The sequence below is a fragment of the Neorhizobium sp. 2083 genome, assembly GCF_031455615.1.
GTDB lineage: Bacteria > Pseudomonadota > Alphaproteobacteria > Rhizobiales > Rhizobiaceae > Neorhizobium.
Genome location: NZ_JAVDTC010000002.1, coordinates 325,329 through 345,016, shown reverse-complemented (window position 1 = coordinate 345,016; position 19,688 = coordinate 325,329). Strand labels below are relative to the sequence as shown.

At 63.0% G+C, this 19,688-nt stretch carries 17 protein-coding genes; 10 read left to right on the top strand and 7 right to left on the bottom strand.

Annotated elements, in window-relative coordinates:
- Positions 1-2 precede the first annotated feature (2 nt).
- The 9 genes from J2X76_RS09825 (at position 3) to J2X76_RS09785 (ending at position 9,653) form a co-directional block, all read left to right on the top strand.
- Positions 3-284 carry a sarcosine oxidase subunit delta gene (locus tag J2X76_RS09825; protein WP_113285190.1) on the top strand — a complete coding sequence of 94 codons (282 nt, stop codon included), beginning with the start codon at positions 3-5 and terminating at the stop codon, positions 282-284.
- Complete coding sequence (locus J2X76_RS09820; protein ID WP_310215423.1) at positions 281-3,238, top strand: sarcosine oxidase subunit alpha family protein; 2,958 nt, start codon at positions 281-283, stop codon at positions 3,236-3,238. Before J2X76_RS09825 ends, J2X76_RS09820 begins: the two co-directional genes overlap by 4 nt.
- A gap of 9 nt (positions 3,239-3,247) precedes the next feature.
- Positions 3,248-3,796: a sarcosine oxidase subunit gamma family protein gene (locus J2X76_RS09815; protein WP_310215420.1), complete on the top strand. Its 549-nt coding sequence runs from the start codon at positions 3,248-3,250 to the stop codon at positions 3,794-3,796.
- A 301-nt stretch (positions 3,797-4,097) separates the two neighbouring features.
- A complete protein-coding gene (locus tag J2X76_RS09810) occupies positions 4,098-5,000 on the top strand; it encodes a branched-chain amino acid ABC transporter permease (protein WP_113126547.1) in 903 nt (300 codons plus the stop codon).
- A gap of 1 nt (position 5,001) precedes the next feature.
- Positions 5,002-6,390, top strand: a complete 1,389-nt coding sequence (gene livM, locus J2X76_RS09805; protein WP_310215417.1) for a high-affinity branched-chain amino acid ABC transporter permease LivM — start codon at positions 5,002-5,004, stop codon at positions 6,388-6,390.
- Positions 6,390-7,268, top strand: a complete 879-nt coding sequence (locus J2X76_RS09800; protein WP_113126549.1) for an ABC transporter ATP-binding protein — start codon at positions 6,390-6,392, stop codon at positions 7,266-7,268. Before livM ends, J2X76_RS09800 begins: the two co-directional genes overlap by 1 nt.
- Positions 7,268-7,996 (top strand): ABC transporter ATP-binding protein, encoded by a 729-nt coding sequence (locus tag J2X76_RS09795; RefSeq protein WP_113126550.1) that lies wholly within the window; start codon positions 7,268-7,270, stop codon positions 7,994-7,996. Before J2X76_RS09800 ends, J2X76_RS09795 begins: the two co-directional genes overlap by 1 nt.
- A 39-nt stretch (positions 7,997-8,035) precedes the next feature.
- Positions 8,036-8,389, top strand: a complete 354-nt coding sequence (locus J2X76_RS09790) for a DUF6867 family protein (RefSeq protein ID WP_113126551.1) — start codon at positions 8,036-8,038, stop codon at positions 8,387-8,389.
- A gap of 139 nt (positions 8,390-8,528) precedes the next feature.
- Entirely contained in the window at positions 8,529-9,653 is a 1,125-nt protein-coding gene (locus tag J2X76_RS09785) for a branched-chain amino acid ABC transporter substrate-binding protein (protein WP_310215411.1), read from the top strand.
- Between the two features lie 386 nt (positions 9,654-10,039).
- Here J2X76_RS09785 and J2X76_RS09780 read toward each other — a convergent pair whose 3' ends face one another.
- The 6 genes from J2X76_RS09780 to J2X76_RS09755 form a co-directional block, all read right to left on the bottom strand.
- Positions 10,040-10,963, bottom strand: a complete 924-nt coding sequence (locus J2X76_RS09780) for a response regulator transcription factor (protein WP_113285939.1) — start codon at positions 10,961-10,963, stop codon at positions 10,040-10,042.
- Entirely contained in the window at positions 10,956-14,342 is a 3,387-nt protein-coding gene (locus J2X76_RS09775; RefSeq protein ID WP_310215408.1) for an ATP-binding protein, read from the bottom strand. Before J2X76_RS09775 ends, J2X76_RS09780 begins: the two co-directional genes overlap by 8 nt.
- Before the next feature lie 119 nt (positions 14,343-14,461).
- A complete protein-coding gene (locus J2X76_RS09770; protein WP_310215406.1) occupies positions 14,462-15,193 on the bottom strand; it encodes an SDR family oxidoreductase in 732 nt (243 codons plus the stop codon).
- Between the two features lie 142 nt (positions 15,194-15,335).
- Entirely contained in the window at positions 15,336-15,944 is a 609-nt protein-coding gene (locus J2X76_RS09765) for a LysE family translocator (protein ID WP_310215403.1), read from the bottom strand.
- A gap of 80 nt (positions 15,945-16,024) precedes the next feature.
- Positions 16,025-16,462 carry a DUF488 family protein gene (locus tag J2X76_RS09760; RefSeq protein ID WP_113126752.1) on the bottom strand — a complete coding sequence of 146 codons (438 nt, stop codon included), beginning with the start codon at positions 16,460-16,462 and terminating at the stop codon, positions 16,025-16,027.
- A 34-nt stretch (positions 16,463-16,496) separates the two neighbouring features.
- Positions 16,497-16,799, bottom strand: a complete 303-nt coding sequence (locus tag J2X76_RS09755; protein ID WP_310216519.1) for an antibiotic biosynthesis monooxygenase — start codon at positions 16,797-16,799, stop codon at positions 16,497-16,499.
- A 100-nt stretch (positions 16,800-16,899) separates the two neighbouring features.
- On the opposite strand from J2X76_RS09755, the gene J2X76_RS09750 reads away from it, so the two are divergent.
- Entirely contained in the window at positions 16,900-17,862 is a 963-nt protein-coding gene (locus J2X76_RS09750; protein ID WP_310215401.1) for a helix-turn-helix domain-containing protein, read from the top strand.
- Position 17,863: 1 nt separating this feature from the next.
- Here J2X76_RS09750 and J2X76_RS09745 read toward each other — a convergent pair whose 3' ends face one another.
- Positions 17,864-19,525, bottom strand: coding sequence for an alpha-amylase family protein (locus tag J2X76_RS09745; RefSeq protein ID WP_310215398.1), 1,662 nt, complete (start codon positions 19,523-19,525; stop codon positions 17,864-17,866).
- Positions 19,526-19,688: the final 163 nt, after the last annotated feature.

Sequence of the window (19,688 nt, the reverse complement as noted above, 5' to 3'; positions counted from 1 at the left end):
CGATGGCAAGCCTGATCACCTGTCCGCATTGCGGCACCAGACCCAAGGAAGAGTTTTCGATCCGCGGCGCCGCCGCGCCGAAACGTCCGTCGCCGACCGCCAAGGACGAGGCCTGGCATCGTTACGTCTATGTCAGGGACAATCCGAAAGGGCGCTACGAGGAATACTGGCACCATGAGGCCGGCTGCCGCCGCTTTCTGGTGGTCGAGCGCGACAATCTCACTCATGAGGTTTTCGGGGTGACCGACGCTGCGGAATTCAAGCGGGCGGGAGCTGCCGAATGACCTCCTATCGTCTCGGATCGGGCGGCGCGATCAATCGCGGCCAGTCGCTCAGCTTCACCTTCGACGGCCGGACCTACAAGGGGTTCGAGGGCGATACGCTTGCGTCCGCGTTGCTTGCCAACGACCAGATGCTGATGGCTCGCAGTTTCAAGTATCACCGCCCGCGCGGCGTGGTGACGGCGGGTTCCGCCGAGCCCAATGCCCTGATGACGATCGGGTCCGGCGCGCGCGCCGAGCCGAATGCCCGGGCGACGGTGGTCGAGCTCTACAACGGCCTTGCTGCGACGAGCCAGAACCGCTGGCCATCGCTGAAGCGTGATTTCGGCGCGGTGAACGATCTCTTCTCGCCATTCCTCGGCGCCGGGTTCTACTACAAGACCTTCATGTGGCCGGGCGTGTTTTGGGAAAAGCTCTACGAGCCGCTGATCCGCCGCGCCGCAGGCCTCGGCAAGATCGCCATGCAGGCCGATCCCGACCGTTACGAAAAATCCTGGGCGCATTGCGACCTGCTGGTGATCGGCGCAGGACCGGCGGGACTGATGGCGACGCTTGCCGCCGGGCGGGCGGGAGTGCGGGTCATTCTGGCCGACGAGGGGTTCAGGTTTGGCGGCTCGCTATTGTCGGAAAGTGCTGCGGTCGGCGGCCGGCCGGCGGCGGAGTTCGCGACCGAGGTCGTCGAGGAGCTGGCGTCGCTGCCGAATGTGACGCTGATGCCGCGCACCACGGTGTTCGGCTGGTATGACGACATGGTGTTCGGCGCCGTCGAACGGGTGCAGAAACACGTGGCCTCGCCGTCGCCGGACCTGCCGATGGAGCGGCTGTGGCGCATCGTTGCCAAACAGGTGATCCTCGCAGCCGGGGCGGAGGAGCGGCCGATCGTCTTCGGCGGCAACGACAAGCCGGGCGTGATGACGGCAGGGGCCGCGCGCACCTATCTCAACCGCTACGGCGTCGCTGTCGGCGCCAAGGTCGCAATCTTCACCAATGGCGGTTCCGGTTACCGCACCGCTGCCGATCTCGTGGCCCAGGGCGTCGATGTCACCGCGATCATCGATGCGCGGCCGCAATCGGCCGATCCGATGCCGGAAAGCACTCGGGTCATCCACAACGGTTCGGTCATCGCCACGAAGGGCCGGCACCGCATCGAGGGGCTGATCGCCGAGCGCTCCGGTTTCGAGGAGGTGATCGGCTGCGATGCGCTGGCGATGTCCGGCGGCTGGTCTCCGATCGTGCACCTGATGTGCCAGCGCGGCGCCAAACCGGTCTGGTCGGACGAGAAACAGGCGTTCCTGGCGCCGGATGTGGGCAGTGCCTTCGCGGCGGCCGGTGCCGCCGCCGGCCGCGCGTCGCTTAGCGAGTGCCTCAAGGATGGTGCTGCGAAGGCGCATGCGGCGCTCGATGCGTTGGGCAGGCTGGTCGGCTCGATCGACATTCCCGACGTGGAGGGCGAGTACGATCCGGCCTTTGCGCCGCTCTGGTACGTGCCGGGTGCCCGGGACAAGGCCTTCGTCGATTTTCAGAACGACGTGCATGTCGGCGATCTCGGCCTCGCCCAGCGGGAAGGTTTTCGCCATATCGAGCACACCAAGCGTTATACGACCGCCGGTATGGCGACCGACCAGGGCAAGCTCGGCAATGTCAACACGGCCGCCATCGTCGCCGGCATGCGCGGCGTGTCGCCGGCCGAGATCGGCACCACGACGTTCCGGCCCTTCTATACCCCTGTCTCCTTCGGGGCTCTCGCCGGTGCCGCGCGGGCCGAACGGGCCGCTCCGGTTAGAACCTCGCCGCTGCACGGCTGGGCGCGCAAGAACGGTGCCGCCTTCGTGGAATCCGGCCTCTGGTATCGTTCCGCCTGGTTCCCGCGTGAGGGCGAAAAGACCTGGCGCGAAAGCGTCGACCGCGAGGTTTTGAACGTCCGGGCCAATGCCGGGCTATGCGACGTCTCCACGCTTGGCAAGATCGAGATCTTCGGGCGCGGTGCGGCCGAATTCCTCGACCGTATTTATTCGAACGGGTTTCTGAAGCTGCCGGTCGGAAGGGCGCGTTACGGGCTGATGCTGCGCGAGGACGGGATCGTCTTCGACGACGGCACCGCGAGCCGGCTTTCCGAAAACCACTTTGTGATGACCACGACGACGGCCTATGCCGCCGAAGTCCTCACTCATCTGGAATTTTCAGCCCAGACCTTCTGGCCGGAACTCGACGTCCGCTTCGTTTCCTCGACGGACCAGTGGGCGCAGATGTCGCTGGCCGGGCCGAAGGCGCGGATCATCATGAGCCGCGTCGTGCAGGACGACATTTCCGATGCGGCGTTTCCGTTCCTTGCCGCGCGGGAGGTCACGCTTCGCGGCGGGCTGAAGGCGCGGCTCTTCCGCATCTCCTTCTCCGGCGAACTCGCCTACGAGCTTGCTGTGCCGGCAGGTTACGGCGAAGCGGTTGCCGATGCGGTCATGGATGCCGGGCATGAGGAGGAAATCTGCGCCTATGGGGTCGAGGCGCTCAACGTGCTGCGCATCGAGAAGGGCCATATCACCCATAGCGAGCTCGACGGCCGCACCACGGCCGACGATGTGGGGCTTGGCCGGATGATGGCGATGCAGAAGCCGGATTTCATCGGCAAGCGGCTTTCCACCCGGTTCGGGCTGACTGCCGCCGACCGGCTGCAGCTGGTCGGCCTGAAGCCGATCGAAGCCGACAAGGACATCAAGGCCGGGGCGCATCTCCTGAAGGACGGAGCCAAGCCGTCGCTCGCCAACGACCAGGGTTTCGTTTCCTCGGCCTGTTTCTCGCCGACACTGGGTCACTTCATCGCGCTCGCGATGCTGAAATCCGGCCGCGAGCGGATCGGCGAACGGATCATGGTCTGGGACGGGTTGCGCGGCTCCGAAGTGCCTTGCGAAGTCTGCCCGCCGGTCTTTGTCGATCCTGAAAACAGCAAACTGCATCTTTGAGGGCCGCCGATGTCGATCAACCTTCTCCACCGGCATGTGCTCGAGGATCATATTTCCGGCTTCGAGACGGATCCCAATCCGAACCACCTTTCGGTCATTCGCCGGCCGGTGATCTTTTCGGTTCTTGCCAGAGCCGGCCACGAGGCCGAGGTTGCCGAGGCCCTGTGGAACGCCGAGGACGTCGCGCCCCGCTTCTGCGGCCCGTACGAATGGCTGGCGGTATCGCGGACGGTCGGTGCGGAGACCGTCGAGGCCATGCTCTCGGAGATCGCGAACGCCTCCGTTATCGATCAGAGCGACGGCCGCGTGCTGATGGAAATTTCCGGCCCGGGCGTGCGCAAGATCCTCGCCGGATGCGTCGCCGTCGACCTGCATCCGGAGGTCTTCGAAGAGGGGCGGTCGGCCACGATGCTGTGCTGCCATGCAGCGGCGAATATCGCCCGCACGGGCAAGGACACGTTCGAGATCATCGTGCCTCGCTCGCTGGCCGGCTCGGTCTTCGAGGCGCTGATGGAGATGGGGCGCGAGCATGCGCTGACCCGCGGGTTCGGCGACTGAGCCGTCACAAAGCTGAGGGGGAGGCAGGATATGGATTTAACGTTAACCGCGGGACGATCTTAAATTTCGTGCGCCGGGATGTTTGGCTAATTTTTCGACAGTCACTGGCGATTTTTTGGAATTTCCGATCTTTGTGTGGCCAGATTGTTGAGAACTGCCTCGATTTTGTCGGCCTCTCGGCTTTTTGTCTTCACATTCCTTGCGAAAACGTTATGGAATGCGCCAAAGAATGCAAGAACCCGCAAGGGACGAGTATACAAGAGATGCGGCCCTTCCGGGATCGCATCCAGGGGAAAAATATATGGAGTATTTTATCCAGCAGCTCATCAACGGGCTGACTCTTGGGTCCATCTATGGCTTGGTGGCAATCGGCTATACGATGGTTTACGGCATTATCGGCATGATCAATTTCGCCCATGGCGATATTTTCATGCTCGGCGGCTTCGCCGCCCTGATCGTCTTCCTGATCGCAACCTCCTTCTTCGCCGGCATTCCGATAGCGTTGCTGCTGCTCCTGATGCTGCTCGTCGGCATGCTGATGACGGGGTTGTGGAACTGGACGATCGAGCGGGTCGCCTACCGGCCGCTCAGGGGGTCCTTCAGGCTTGCGCCGCTGATTACCGCGATCGGCATGTCGATCGTGCTGTCGAACTTCATCCAGGTGACGCAGGGGCCGCGCAACAAGCCGATCCCGCCGCTGGTGACCGACGTCTTCCATATCGGCGACATCACCATCTCGCTGAAGCAGGTGCTCATCGTGATCATCACGGCGGTGCTGCTGTTCGCCTTCTGGTACATCGTCAACAAGACGCCGCTCGGGCGGGCGCAGCGCGCCACCGAGCAGGACCGCAAGATGGCGGCGCTGCTTGGCGTCGACGTCGACCGGACGATCTCGATCACCTTCATCATGGGTGCGGCGCTCGCGGCCGTGGCCGGTGCCATGTACCTGATGTATTACGGCGTCGCCTCGTTCAACGACGGCTTCATCCCCGGCGTCAAGGCATTCACGGCCGCGGTTCTCGGCGGCATCGGATCCTTGCCCGGCGCGGTTTTCGGCGGGCTGCTGATCGGCCTCATCGAGTCGCTGTGGTCGGCCTATTTCTCCATTGCCTACAAGGATGTCGCCACTTTCGCGATCCTCGCCTTCGTGCTGATCTTCAAGCCGACCGGCATTCTCGGCCGGCCGGAAGTGGAGAAGGTGTAACATGACAGCTTCTACCGAAACCGGTCACCCGAACGTGCTTGCCAAGGCGGTGCGGGAAGGGCTGTTTGCCGGCGTCATCGCCTTCTTCATGTTCCTGCTGTTCGTCGGCATCGAGACCTACCAGGACATCAACAACACGCTGGTCTGGCGCACCCGCTGGGGCCTGCTGGCGGTCTTCGTCGCCGTTGCGGCGGTCGGCCGCTTCCTGACGGTCGGCTTCATCAAGCCCCATATCGACCGCCGCAAGCTCGCCAAGGCAAAGAGCGGCGTTCTCGAGATTTCTGAGAACAAGAGCTTCTTCCACCGGCACTTCCTCAAGATCGCGCTGATCTTCCTCGTCCTTTATCCCTTCCTGTCGCTGATGATCGTCGGCAAGCAGGGATCGCTGAAATATGTCGACAATTTCGGCATCCAGATCCTCATCTACGTGATGCTCGCCTGGGGCCTGAACATCGTCGTCGGCCTCGCCGGCCTGCTCGATCTCGGTTACGTCGCCTTCTACGCGGTCGGCGCCTATTCCTACGCGCTGCTGTCCTCCTATTTCGGCTTCTCCTTCTGGCTGCTGCTGCCGATGTCGGGCATCCTGGCCGCGCTCTGGGGCATCATCCTCGGCTTCCCGGTACTGCGGCTGAGAGGCGACTATCTCGCCATCGTGACGCTCGCCTTCGGGGAAATCATCCGCCTGGTGCTGATCAACTGGACCGACGTGACCAAGGGAACCTTCGGTATCTCGGGTATCGCCAAGGCGTCGTTCTTCGGCATCTGGTCCTTCGATACCGGCACGACCAACAATTTCGTCAAGGCCTGGGGCCTGTCGGCGTCCTCGGTCTACTACAAGGTCTTCCTGTTCTACGTCATTCTGGCGCTCTGCATGCTGACCGCCTATGTCACCATCCGGCTCAGGCGCATGCCGATCGGCCGGGCCTGGGAAGCGCTGCGTGAGGACGAGATCGCCTGCCGTTCGCTCGGCATCAATACCGTCACCACCAAGCTGACCGCCTTTGCGACCGGCGCGATGTTCGGCGGCTTTGCCGGCGCGTTCTTCGCCACCCGCCAGGGCTTCGTGTCGCCGGAAAGCTTCGTCTTCCTGGAATCGGCCGTGATCCTGGCGATCGTCGTTCTCGGCGGCATGGGTTCGCTGACCGGCATCGCGATCGCCGCGGTGGTGATGGTCGGCGGCACCGAAGTGCTGCGTGAAATGGCCTTCCTCAAGGTCGTGTTCGGGCCGGACTTCACGCCTGAACTCTACCGCATGCTGCTGTTCGGCCTGGCGATGATCATCGTCATGCTGTTCAAGCCGCGCGGCTTCGTCGGTTCGCGGGAACCGACGGCCTTCCTCAAGGAACGCAAGGCCGTCTCGGGAAGCTTTACCAAGGAGGGCCACGGCTGATGGCTCCCGGAACGACGACTATGACAAACGGCATTAATGGCGATACCATCCTCAAGGTCGAGCACCTGTCGATGAAGTTCGGCGGCCTTATGGCCATCAACGACCTGTCGCTGGAGGCACGGCGCGGCGAGATCACCGCGCTGATCGGCCCGAACGGCGCCGGCAAGACCACGGTGTTCAACTGCATCACCGGCTTCTACAAGCCGACCATGGGCATGCTCACCCTGCAGCGCAGGGACGGCAAGGAGTACCTGCTGGAACGCCTGCGCGACTTCGAGATCCCGAAGCTCGCGGGCGTTGCCCGTACCTTCCAGAACATCCGGCTGTTCTCCGGCCTGACGGTTCTCGAAAACCTGCTGGTCGCGCAGCACAACGCGCTGATGAAGGCGTCGGGCTATACGATCCTTGGGCTCCTCGGCTTGCCGGCCTATCGCCGGGCCGTCGATGCCTCGATAGAGAAGGCGAAATACTGGCTCGACAAGGCCGATCTGACCGATCGCGCCGACGATCCCGCCGGCGACCTTCCCTACGGTGCCCAGCGGCGGCTCGAGATTGCCCGCGCCATGTGCACCAATCCGGAACTGCTGTGCCTCGACGAACCGGCGGCCGGCCTCAACCCGCGCGAATCGGCGGCGCTGAACACGCTGCTGCACCAGATCCGCGATGAAGGCGTGTCGATCCTGCTGATCGAGCACGACATGTCGGTGGTCATGGAGATTTCCGACCATGTCGTGGTGCTCGAATACGGCCAGAAGATCTCCGACGGCTCGCCGGACCATGTGAAGAACGACCCACGAGTGATCGCCGCTTATCTCGGCGTCGAGGATGACGAGGTGGAAGAGGTGATTGCGGAAGAACTCGACGGGGGCCAACGCTGATGGCGGCTGAATCCCTTCTGAAAGTCCAGGCTGTCGAGACCTATTACGGTAATATCCGTGCGCTCGCAGGCGTCGATGTCGAAGTCAACAAGGGCGAGATCGTCAGCCTGATCGGCGCCAACGGCGCCGGCAAGTCGACGCTGATGATGACCATCTGCGGCGCCCCGCAGGCGCGCGCCGGCTCGATCATCTTCGACGGCGAGGACATCACCAAGCTGCCGACGCATCTGATCGCGCGCCGCCGCATCGCACAGTCTCCCGAAGGCCGACGCATCTTTCCACGCATGACCGTCTACGAGAACCTGCAGATGGGCGCCGGCCTCGACAACCTCAAATATTTCAGCGAGGACGTCGAGAAGATCTTCGCGCTCTTCCCGCGCCTCAAGGAACGCCAGACGCAGCGCGGCGGCACGCTTTCGGGCGGCGAACAGCAGATGCTGTCGATCGGGCGCGCGCTGATGGCGCGGCCGAAGCTGCTCCTGCTCGACGAGCCTTCGCTCGGTCTGGCGCCGCTGATCGTCAAGGGCATTTTCGAGGCGATCAAGAAGCTCAACCAGGAAGAGGGGCTCACCGTCTTCCTCGTCGAGCAGAACGCGTTCGCGGCGCTGAAACTCTCCGACCGCGCCTATGTGATGGTCAACGGCAAGGTGACGATGAGCGGTTCCGGCAAGGAACTGCTCGCCAATCCGGAAGTGCGGGCCGCTTATCTCGAAGGTGGACGGCATTGATCGTGAAGGTTGTGCTTTTGACGGCCGGAGGAATTTAGGATGCAGGGACTGTTTTTCGAAAGCGACAGCGGCGTTCGCTACGTCTTGCGCTTCTTCGTGCTGCTCATCGGTTTCTGGACCGCCTGGCGGTCCGGCAAGGCGGCGGCCGAGGGCTGGAACGGCTATCTGACGGTGGTGGTCTATACGCTTCTGCTCGGCATTGCGATGCGTTTTCTGCACTACGCGCTGTTTCAGGGGCCGTTTATCAGCCCGTTCTATTACATCCTCGACGTGGTCATCCTGCTGGTGTTTTCGAGCGCCGGATTCCGCATCCGGCGGACCCGCCAGATGGTCCAGAATTACTACTGGCTCTACGAGCCGACTTCCGCTTTCTCCTTCAAGAAGAAAGATTGACAGCCGCACTTTTCTGCCCTCAGATTAAGTTCGGGTTGAAACGATAAGTAACCTAGAGTGGAACAATTCCGGCGCAGTGATGGTGGGTATTGCGCCCGGTTTCGAAAATCAGCTCACCTAAAAAATTGGGAGTAACTCGATGAAGAAGTCTCTTCTTTCCGCGGTTGCGCTGACGGCCATGGTCGCCTTCAGCGGTAGCGCATGGGCCGACATCGTTATTGGCGTCGGTGGTCCGCTCACGGGTCCGAACGCCGCCTTCGGTGCACAGCTCCAGAAGGGTGCCGAACAGGCCGCAGCCGATATCAATGCCGCCGGCGGCATCAACGGCGAAAAGATCAAGATCGTCCTCGGCGACGACGTGTCGGACCCCAAGCAGGGCATCTCGGTTGCCAACAAGTTTGCATCCGATGGCGTCAAGTACGTGGTCGGCCACTTCAACTCGGGCGTTTCCATCCCGGCTTCCAAGGAAGTCTATGCCGAAAACGGCATGCTGGAAATCACCCCGGCTGCGACCAACCCGGTCTTCACCGAGCGCGGTCTGTGGAACGTATTCCGCACCTGCGGCCGTGACGACCAGCAGGGCACCGTTGCCGGCGCTTACCTCGCCGACAAGTTCAAGACCGCCAAGATCGCCATCATCGACGACAAGACGCCTTATGGCCAGGGCCTTGCCGAAGAAACCAAGAAGGCGATGAACGCCAAGGGCGTCAAGGAAGTCATCCGCGAAGGCGTCAACGTCGGCGACAAGGACTTCTCGGCCCTCATCTCCAAGATGAAGGAAGCCGGCGTCTCGATCATCTACTGGGGCGGCCTCCACACCGAAGCCGGCCTGATCATCCGCCAGGCAAAGGACCAGGGCCTCAAGGCAACGCTCGTTTCGGGTGACGGTATCGTCTCGAACGAACTGGCCTCGATCGCCGGCGACGCCGTCGCAGGCACGCTCAACACCTTCGGCCCGGATCCGACTCTGAACCCGGCCAACAAGGACCTGGTCGCCAAGTTCAAGGCAGCCGGCTTCAACCCGGAAGCCTACACGCTCTACTCCTACGCGGCCGTGCAGGTCATCGCTGCCGGCATCAAGGCAGTCGGCAAGGCCGACGACGCGGAAGTCGTTGCCAAGGCCCTGCACGAAAAGGGTCCGTTCAAGACCGTTCTCGGCGACATGGCCTTCGACGCCAAGGGCGACCCGAAGATCCCCGGCTATATCATGTACGAGTGGAAGAAGGGCCCGGACGGCAAGTACAGCTACTTCCCGCAGGGCTGAGCCTTACTCGGCCAAGCTATGTTCTAAAAGGAAGCCCGGTCAAAAGCCGGGCTTCTTTGCGTTTTGGCGGAGGACGCTTTGCCTCTTCTCCTCAGCGGGAAGCAATTGCACATGGGACCGCCCCTCATCCGCCTGCCGGCACCTTCTCCCCGTTTTGACGGGGAGAAGGACACAAGCCGCTCCGGCTTTGCCCCGATCGCGGACGGCGAATAGGGGCGAGGCCTTCTCGTCGCTGGAGGGGGACGGAGGCGGTCCGGCATATCCCCTTCGCCCCGCGTGCGGGGAGAAGGTGCCGGCAGGCGGATGAGGGGCAAATCTATCTGCCATCTCCTCACCGGCGAGACGAGGGAATTAGCGGAAATACCAAAGGCTAAACCTGAAACTGCTCACTCGCCGCGCAGCACGTGCGCAGCCTTGACGGCCGCCGAGGCGCGGTTTTCGACGCCGAGCTTCACGTAGATCTGCTCCAGATGCTTGTTCACCGTGCGCGAGGACAGGCCGAGGATGTCGCCGATGTCGCGGTTCGATTTGCCCTTGGCGATCCACAGCAGCACTTCGGACTCCCGCTGGGTCAGCGGAAAATGCTGGCGCAGTACCTCGTCGTCCGGGCGTTTGTTGGCGGCCGTCAGGCGGAAGAGATGTTCGTCGGCGCCGATCGCGCCGAGGAAGGAAAATTGCAGGCTCGCCTGGCCGTTCTGGAGGAGGGCGAAGGCTGCATCGCGGGCAAAGCCGGGCTTGTCGCGCTCGGCCATCCAGGCGGAAATCCGGCGCGAGACGATGTCGAGTCCGTCGTCGCTGTTGGTCGCCGCATTGATCAGCCGTGTCGCCTGCGGCGTCGACCAGTGGATCGCGCCGTTCGCCTTGACCGCCAGCAGGTGCCGCCCGGCGGCATCGAGCGCCACGCGGGCGCTCTGGGCCGAGCGGGCATTGGAGAGGTGCACCCGGATGCGGGCGTGCAGTTCGTCGATATTGATCGGCTTGGTGAGGTAATCGACGCCGCCGGAATCGAGCGCGTTGACCACATGCTCGGTCTCGGTGAGGCCGGTCATGAAGATGACCGGCACCTGGGCGACGGCGCCGTTGGTCTTGAGCTTCCGGCAGGTCTCGAAACCGTCCATGCCGGGCATGACCGCGTCGAGCAGGATGAGGTCCGGCGTGATCCGCTCGACGATGTTGAGCGCCGACTGGCCGGTCGTGGCGATCAGCACCGAGAAGCCGGATTTTTCCAGCGCCTCGGTGAGGAACCCCAGCGCTTCGGGGCTGTCGTCCACGAGCAGGACGATGTCGCGCGGCAGAGCGGTTTCAGCCATCGCTCGTCCTTTCTCCCTCAAGGCGGCTCAGGAATTTCATATAACCGGCAAGATCGAAGGCCTGCACGTAGGTGCCGAGCTCTTCCGCGAAGGGGCGGTGTTCCTCCTCCCGGGCGAGATCGGCAAGTTTGGCTTCGATACCGCGCACGTAGCCGATTTCGCCGAGCCGCAAAAGGTCCTGGACGTGGTTCGTCCCCGGACTTTTGACCGGTTTCTTGGGGCCGACCACGGCCGGAAGCACGGTTTCGTTCTCGTAGACCCAGACGAGGCCGAGATGGGCGGCGAGCTTGTCTGCGAGGCGGCGGAAATCGACAGGCTTGGCGATCGCATCACTATGGCCCTCGTCGCCGGAATGGGCCGCGACGCCGTCTCCGATATTGGCCGAGAGCATGACGATCGGCGCCGTCTGGCCGATCTCGCGCAGCCGGGAGACCAGCTGCCAGCCGCTCATGCCGGGCATGGAAATATCGACCAGGAAAAGGTCCGGCGTCACGCCCTCGATCAGCGTCAGGCAGTCCGGGCCGCTGTTTGCCGTGAGCACCACGAAATCCATCGGCGAGAGCACTTCGCGCATCAGGTCGCGGTGGTCCTCGTTGTCGTCGACGACGACGATGGTGCGGCGCGGGCCCGTATAGGAGACGATCTTCTTTTCCGCGGCCGGCGCCGTGTTCGGCCGCTCGATGGCCGACAGCATCAGCCGCACCTTGAAGATCGAGCCTTCGCCCTTGGTGCTGGCAACCGCGATCTCGCCGCCGAGCGTGTTGGTCAAAAGCTGGGTGATGGTGAGGCCGAGCCCGAGGCCGGGCATCGGCCTTATGCTTTCCGCCTCGCCGCGCTGGAAGGGTTCGTAGATGCGGCCGAGATCCTTCTCCGCAATCCCGCGGCCGGTATCGGAGATGGTGAAGGTGGCGACCTGGCTGCGATAGGCCACCTCGAAACGCACCTTTCCTTCGTCGGTGAACTTAATCGCATTGGAGAGCAGGTTGACGAGTATCTGGCGCAGCCGCTTCTCGTCGGTGCGGACATATTGCGGCAGGGCGCGGGCGCGTTCATGCTCGAAGGTGAGGCCCTTGGCCTGCGCCTGCAGGCCGAACATCTCGACGATCTGGTCCAGAAAATCCTGGATGTTGATCTCGTTGGAATAGACCTGCAGCCGGCCGGCCTCGATCTTGGAAATGTCGAGCAGCCCGTCGATCAGGCCCGACAGATGGTCGGCCGAGCGCTTGATGACCTTGATCGCCGACTGGCGCGGGGCAGGGATCGTTTCGTCGCGTTCGAGAATCTGGGCGTAACCGAGCACGGCGTTGAGGGGCGTGCGCAGCTCGTGGGAGAGACCGACGACATAACGGCTCTTGGCGCGGTTGGCGGCTTCGGCGGTTTCCTTGGCGTCCTGCAGGGCGGCATCTGTCTTCTTGTGGGCGGCGATTTCCTTGAGCAGCAGGGTGTTCTGGCGGGAAGACTCCTCTTCCGCCACGACCCGGCTGTCATGGGCGAGCACGTAGAACCAGGAAACGATGCCGGCGATGATCGCAAAGACGAAAAAGACGATCAGCACCGTGCCGTAGATCACCTCGGCATTGACCGGGGTCGCCTGGCTGACCTGGTAGGCGATCATAGCGAGGATCGCACCGATAGCGGAGGTGGCGAGAACCGCCGTCGTCGCGTAACGCCCGAGGCGGGTCGTCAGCCGGGCGATGACGCTCTCCGGCAGGAAGGAGCGGGCAACGGTGCCGACCTGGGTGTTCAGCCGCGCATGCGGCTTGCACATGTCGTGGCAGCGGCTGTCGAGCGAACAGCAGAGCGAGCAGATCGGTGCGGCATAGGCGGGGCACCAGGCCATGTCCTCGTGTTCGAACGGGTGCTCGCAGATCGAGCAGGTGATCGAGCCGACGCTTTTCCAGCTCTGGCGCGGCTTGCGGGCGAGATAAAATTTGCCCTTGGTGGCGAAGGCGAGCGCCGGCGAGATCAGGAAGGCGACCAGTGTTAGGTAGGTAGCGAGCGAGGCCATCAACGGGCCGAACAGGCCGAAATGGGCGGCGAGCGCGATCGCCGCCGATCCGAACATCGAGCCCAGGCCCACCGGATTGATATCGTAGAGATGGGCGCGCTTGAACTCGATGCCCTCGGGCGACAGGCCCAGCGGCTTGTTGATCATCAGATCGGCCGAAATCGTGCAGAGCCAGGACATGGCGATGATCGAGAAGATGCCGAGCGTCGCTTCGAGCAGTCTGTAGATGCCAAGCTCCATCAAGAGCAGCGCGATCACCACGTTGAACACCAGCCAGACGACGCGGCCGGGATGGCTGTGGGTCAGCCGGGAGAAGAAATTCGACCAGGCGAGCGAACCGGCATAGGCGTTCATCACGTTGATCTTCAGCTGTGAGACGACCACGAAGGCGGCCATCAGCAGCAGTGCGGCCGTATCGTTGGGGATCATGTAGCCGAAGGCGGCGAAATACATATGCGCCGGATCGGCCGCCTCGCGGATCGGCACGCCGGTCGACAACGTCAGCACCGCTAGGAAAGAACCGGCGAGCAGCTTCGGCACGCCGACCACCACCCATCCGGGGCCGGCGAGAAAAACCGCGAGCCGGTGCCGCCACTTGCGCAGGCCTTCGGGCGGCAGGAAGCGCAGGAAGTCGACCTGCTCGCCGATCTGCGGCATCAGCGCCAGGATCACGGCGGAAGCCGCGCCGAACTCGACGAGGTTGAACGGCGCCGGCCCGCCGACCTCCGCGTTGGAGTGACCGATGCCGGCAAAGGCGCGCCAGAGATCGAATTTCTGCCAGTCCAGAAAGGCGATGAACACGAAGGGCAGGATGTTGAGCACGATCCAGAACGGCTGGGTGATCAGCTGGAAGCGGGAGATCAGCTGAACGCCGTAGATGACCAGCGGGATCACCACCACGGCGCTGATGATATAGCCGATCCAGGGAGGGATGCCGAAGGCGAGGTCCAGCGCGCCGGTCATGATCGAGGCCTCGATCGCAAACAGCATGAAGGTGAAGCTGGCATAGATCAGCGAGGTGATGGTCGAGCCGATGTAACCGAAACTGGCGCCGCGGGTCAAAAGATCGATATCGACGCCGTGGCGGATGGCATAACGGCTGATCGGCCAGCCGATGACCAGCATGGCGATGGCGGCCGCGACGATGGCGAAAAACGCGTTGGTGGTGCCGTAGGAGAGGGTGATCGTTCCGCCGATCGCCTCCAGCGCCAGGAAGGAGATGGCGCCGATGGCGGTCTGGGAAATGCGGCTGGAGGAAAACCGGCGGGCGCTCTTGGCGGTGAAACGGAGCGCGTAATCCTCCAGCGTCTGGTTGGCGACCCAACGATTGTATTCACGCCGAACGGGAATGATGCGTTGCCGCGCTGCCATGCCTAATTTCTAGCACCTTTTGAAGGAAGACCGTCAATTGTGCACTTTCGGCTGCGGCGCGGCGTTTTGCAAGCAAAGTATGATGCGGTGCGGTAAATCCCCACCGCATCTGAGGTGTGTCACATGGTGCGGGTCGGGCGCACGACGATCTCGTTGGTATCCACGTCCTCCGGCTGGTCGATGACATGCAGGATGGCGCAGCCGATCGCATCGGGGGTGATCGCGATGCTGCGATAGGTCTTCATCGCGTCCACAGCGACCGGGTCGGTGATCGTGCCCGCGAGTTCCGATTCCACCACGCCCGGATAGACGCAGGTGACGCGGATCTTGTCGTTCTCCTGGCGCAGCCCGTCGGAGATCGCCCGCACCGCGTATTTGGTGGCGCAATAGACCGCGGCGGTCGGCACGACGCCAAGGCCGCCGACGGAGGAGATGTTGATGATCTGGCCAAAGCCCTGGCCGTTCATGACCGGCAGGACGGCAGCAATGCCGTAGAGCACGCCGCGGATGTTGACGTCGATCATCCGGTCCCATTCCTCGACCTTCAACGACGACATCAGCGACAGCGGCATCAGGCCGGCATTGTTGACAATCACGTCGATGCGGCCGAATTCGGCCAGCGCGTATTCCGTGAAGGCCTCAAAATCATGGCGGTCGGTGACGTCGAGCCTGCGGATGCGGACGGTGCCGCCTTCGGCGGCGATCTCTTGCGCCAGCGCTTCCAGCCGGTCGGTGCGGCGTGCGCCGAGCACGAGTTTGGCGCCGGCCGCGGCGAGGGTGCGTGCCGTGCCTTCGCCGATGCCGCTGCTGGCGCCGGTGATAAGAACCACTTTTTCAGTGATGTGAGTCATGTTGCTGATCCTCTGTGCGAGGCAGCGGCGGCATGCCGCTGCAGGCCCGGGATCTATGCAGCGGATGCGCCACCGACCGGTATCAAGGTTCTCCGCAGTTCTTGCACGATCCTCCGAGCCGGCTTCTTCCGGGCGATAGGCCCTATTTCAGCAGCGGCCAGAGCGTCGCGACCAGCAGCAGTGCCATGACGATGTTGAACCATTTCAGCCGCACCGGATCGGACAGGAACCGCCGCAGCGCCACGCCGAAGCCGGCCCAGACGGCGACGCTCGGCAGGTTGACGACAGCGACGACGAGCGTGATCAGCGCCACGGAGACAAATGGACTTTCCGCGCTGGCGTAAGCGGCCATGGCCGTGAGTGCCGCCACCCAGGCCTTCGGATTCACCCACTGGAAGGCGGCTGATTCGAGGAAGGTGAGGGGACGGGCGGCTTTCGCGCCGTCGTTCGAGGCGGAGCGCGACGTGGGCCGAGACATGGCAATCCGCCAGGCGAGGGTGAGGAGGTAGGCACCGCCGGCGATCTTCAGCGCCAATCCCAGTGGCGGATAGGCCGTCAAAAGCGCGCCCAAGCCCAGGCCGACCGCCAGCATCACCGACGAAAGACCGATGGTGATGCCGAGGATCTGCGGCACCGTGCGCCGGAAGCCGAAATTGGTGCCCGAGGCGAGCAGCATGAAATTGCTCGGCCCCGGCGATACGGAGCCGACGAGCGCGAAAAAGGCGATTGCGAGAATAGTCTCAAAGGTCATGGCAAGGCTCTCCCACGCAAGGAGGCGGCTCCCTGCGGTGCTGGATGCTGGATGGGTCGAGGAGCGAAAGCGGGCGAAATCTAGAGGTGGCGGACGCTGAGCCTGCCGCCCCATTTGCCGTTCAGGTAGTCGCAGACGAGCCGGCGATGGCAATGATGCGGCGTGTCTTCCGAGCAGAGCAGGCAGGACCCGTCGAAAGCCTCCGGCTTCAAGTGACTTTCCACCTGACGTTCCGCCATCAAGCTGAGGAAATCGTTCTGGAAAATATCCCAGTCGCCCTTCTGTTTCTTGAAGGCGGTCATGATCTCCTCGGTCGGCGCCAGAAGCGGTTCATGTACATAACCGGCGCCGCAGATCGTCTTCAGAAAGAAGGCGAGGTCGTCGGATTTAGCAAAACCGGCGAGTTGCGAGGTGTTGTGGAGGCGCACATCCAGGATCCGCTTGACGCCAGCCGCCCTGATGCGGCCGAAGAAATCCTCGGCCGTCGTCTTGGTAAAGCCGATCGTGGTGACGTCCATGCTCATGCGCCTCTTCTTATCGCAACTTGGTCGGTCAGGCGACGTTTTTCAAGCCGAGCACATCGACCTTTTCGATCGACGGCGGTTCGGCCAGAAGCTCCGGCGCGTTGGCCATCAGGGCCTGGGCGATCGAGCCGGTGAGATGCGCCTGACGGCCTGCCTCATCTTTGAAAGCATCGAAAATCGCGAATGTCGATGGCCCCAATTGCAGGGCAAACCAGATAGGCGTGGTGGCCTCGTCCTCAGCCATCGAAAGCCCTGCGGCGAGAAATTCCTTCAGCGCCGCCTCCTTGCCGGGCTTGGCTTGAAGGCGGACGAACAGTGCGACCTTGACCATTGTTTCTCTCCTTTTCCGGAACGACATGGTGGCCTGACAATCTGCCACGCAGGCTTGCTTGCCTATTGTCAATATTGACATTGTTGATAGTGTTCTTGCCATGAAGCTGCAGATCCTTGCCCTCGATCCCGTCTTCGATACCGGCCTGTCGACCATGCTCGACGTGTTCACCATGGCGAACGAGCTGGCGGCGATGCTGTCGCTTGGCGTACCGACTTTCGACGTGTCGGTGATCGGCGTGCGCAAAAAGGTGAAGACGGCGCAGGGGCTTGCGGTGCCGATCTCCGGAAGCTTCGATCCGAAGGCCGGCGGCTGGCTGGTGGTGCCGGCGATCGCCTGCAAGATGCCGGACGTGCTGGTGCCGGCCCTCGACCGTGCCGATATCCGCGATGCCGGGGCGGTGCTGCGCGAGGCGAAGGCGGCCGGCATGAACATCGCCGCTGCCTGCGTCGGCACGTTCGTGCTTGCCGAATCTGGTCTTCTCGACGGGGAGAAATCGACGACGAGCTGGTGGCTGGCGCCGCTCTTTCGCCAGCGTTATCCCTCCGTGCAGCTCGAAGACGGCCGCATGCTGGTGAAATCCGGTTCGCTGGTGACGGCGGGAGCAGCACTCGGCCACATGGACATGGCGCTCTGGCTGGTAAGGCAGGTGAGCCCCGAGCTTGCAGGTCTCGTGGCGCGCTACCTGATCGTCGACAACCGGCCGTCCCAATCGGCCTATGTGATCACCGACCATCTTTCGCATGCCGATCCGCTGGTGCAGCGTTTCGAGCGCTGGGCGCGCGACAGGCTTTCCGAAGGGTTTTCGCTCGACGATGCTGCCGGTGCGGTCGGCGCCAGCAAACGGACCCTGGCGCGGCGCATGCAGCAGGTGCTCGGCAAGACGCCGCTTTCCTATTTCCAGGATCTGAGGGTCGAGCGCGCCGTGCATCTGTTGAAGACCAGCGACAAGAGCCCTGACGAAATCGCGACGCTGGTCGGTTATGCCGACGGTGTCACGCTGCGGGCCTTGCTGCGGCAGAAGACCGGGCGGGGCGTGCGCGAGGTGAGGGCGGGAGGATAGGTCAGATCTCCTTGCGCTTCAGAAGATAATCCAGGCCGCCGACGCGGAACCAGCGGTAGGCATAGGCATCCAGCAGGAGCGTATGCCTGCCATTCGCCTCCGCCTTGCTGTTGCCGCCGTCGGCGATGTCGATCAGCTTCTCGCCGTGGTCGCCGAGACCCACGGAAAACTCCACCTCGACCGGCGTCGAATGCAGGTTGTGGACGACCAGGACGGAATTGTTGCGCCAGTCGTAGCGCAGCGCCAATACGCCCCGGTCGCTGGTCTGCAGCGGCACGCATTCGCCCCAGCCGATTTCCGGCGCTTCCTTGCGCATCCGGATCAGGCGCTCCATCCAGTTCAGCATCGAGTTCGGATCGCGCCGCTGGTGGGCGACATTCAGGTGTTCGAAACCGAACGGCCCGCCGCTGATGACCGGCAGGACCGGTTTGTCGTTCTTGGTGAAGCCGCCACGCGGCTCGGTCGACCATTGCATCGGCGTGCGGGCGCAGTTGCGTTCCGGTAGCGACAGGTCGTCGCCCATGCCGATCTCGTCGCCGTATCGGATGACTGGCGTCCCCGGCAGCGAAAACATCAGGCTATAGGCCAGCTCCAGCCGGCGGCGGTCGCCCTGCAGCATCGGCGCCAGACGCCTGCGGATGCCGCGGTCGTAAAGCTGCATGTGCTTGTCCGGCCCGAATTCCGAAAACACCTTCTGGCGCTGTTTTTCGGTGAGCCGGCCAAGATCGAGTTCGTCGTGATTGCGCAGGAACAGGCCCCATTGGGCGGTCGCGGGACGCTCGTAGGTGTCGTTGATCGCCTTCACGAGCGGTCGGCTGTCGGCAGACGCGAGCGCATAAAACAGCGCCTGGTTGACGTGGAAGTTGAACATCATCTGCATCCGGTCGCCGTCCTCGCCGAAATAGGCGAGGTTCTCCTTCGGCACGACATTGGCTTCTGCGAGAATGATGCTGTCGCCGAGCCGCCATTGCAGGAATTCGCGAAAAGTCCGGAGCATGTCGAACTGCTCCTTCGGCTTTTTCACCTCGGCCCCCTTCTCGGCGATCACGAAAGGCACCGCATCCATGCGGAAACCGGAGACGCCGAGCTGGATCCAGAAACCCATGATCTTCAGGATCTCCGCCTGCACATGCGGGTTGGATGTGTTGAGGTCCGGCTGGAACTCGTAGAAGCGATGGAAATAATACTGCTTGGCCTTCTCGTCATAGGTCCAGGTGGTCTTCTGCACGCCCGGAAACACCATGCCTTCATTGGCATTGGCGGGTTTCTTGTCGGACCAGACATACCAGTCGCGATAGCGGGATTTCGGATCGCTGCGGGCGTCCTGGAACCAGGGATGTTCGCTGGAGGTGTGATTGACGACGAGGTCGATCAGTACCCTGATGCCACGCTGCTTGGCACCATGAGTGAATTCGACGAAATCGCCGAGCGTGCCGTAACGGGGATCGACATTGTAATAATCCGAGACGTCGTAACCGTCGTCGCGACCGGGCGAGGTCTGGAACGGCATCAGCCAGATGGCGCTGACGCCAAGGCCTGAGAGATAATCCAGCCTGCGCTGCAGCCCCTGGAAATCCCCGATCCCGTCGCCATTGGCATCCATGAAGGTCTCGACGGAAAGGCAATAGACGACGGCGTTCTTGTACCAGAGGTCGTTGATCACGGGGCTAAGACTCCTCGGGCGGTTGGCGGGTCCGGGGAGGCAAGCGCGTGAGGAGGGGATTTGTTCCCTCGGGGAACGAATTCAAGACACAGGGAGCGATGGGAGCCGAAGCAGGCCCGATGCATGAGCGGCGCCTCTTCTCAACGTGCTGAGGCGGACCCTG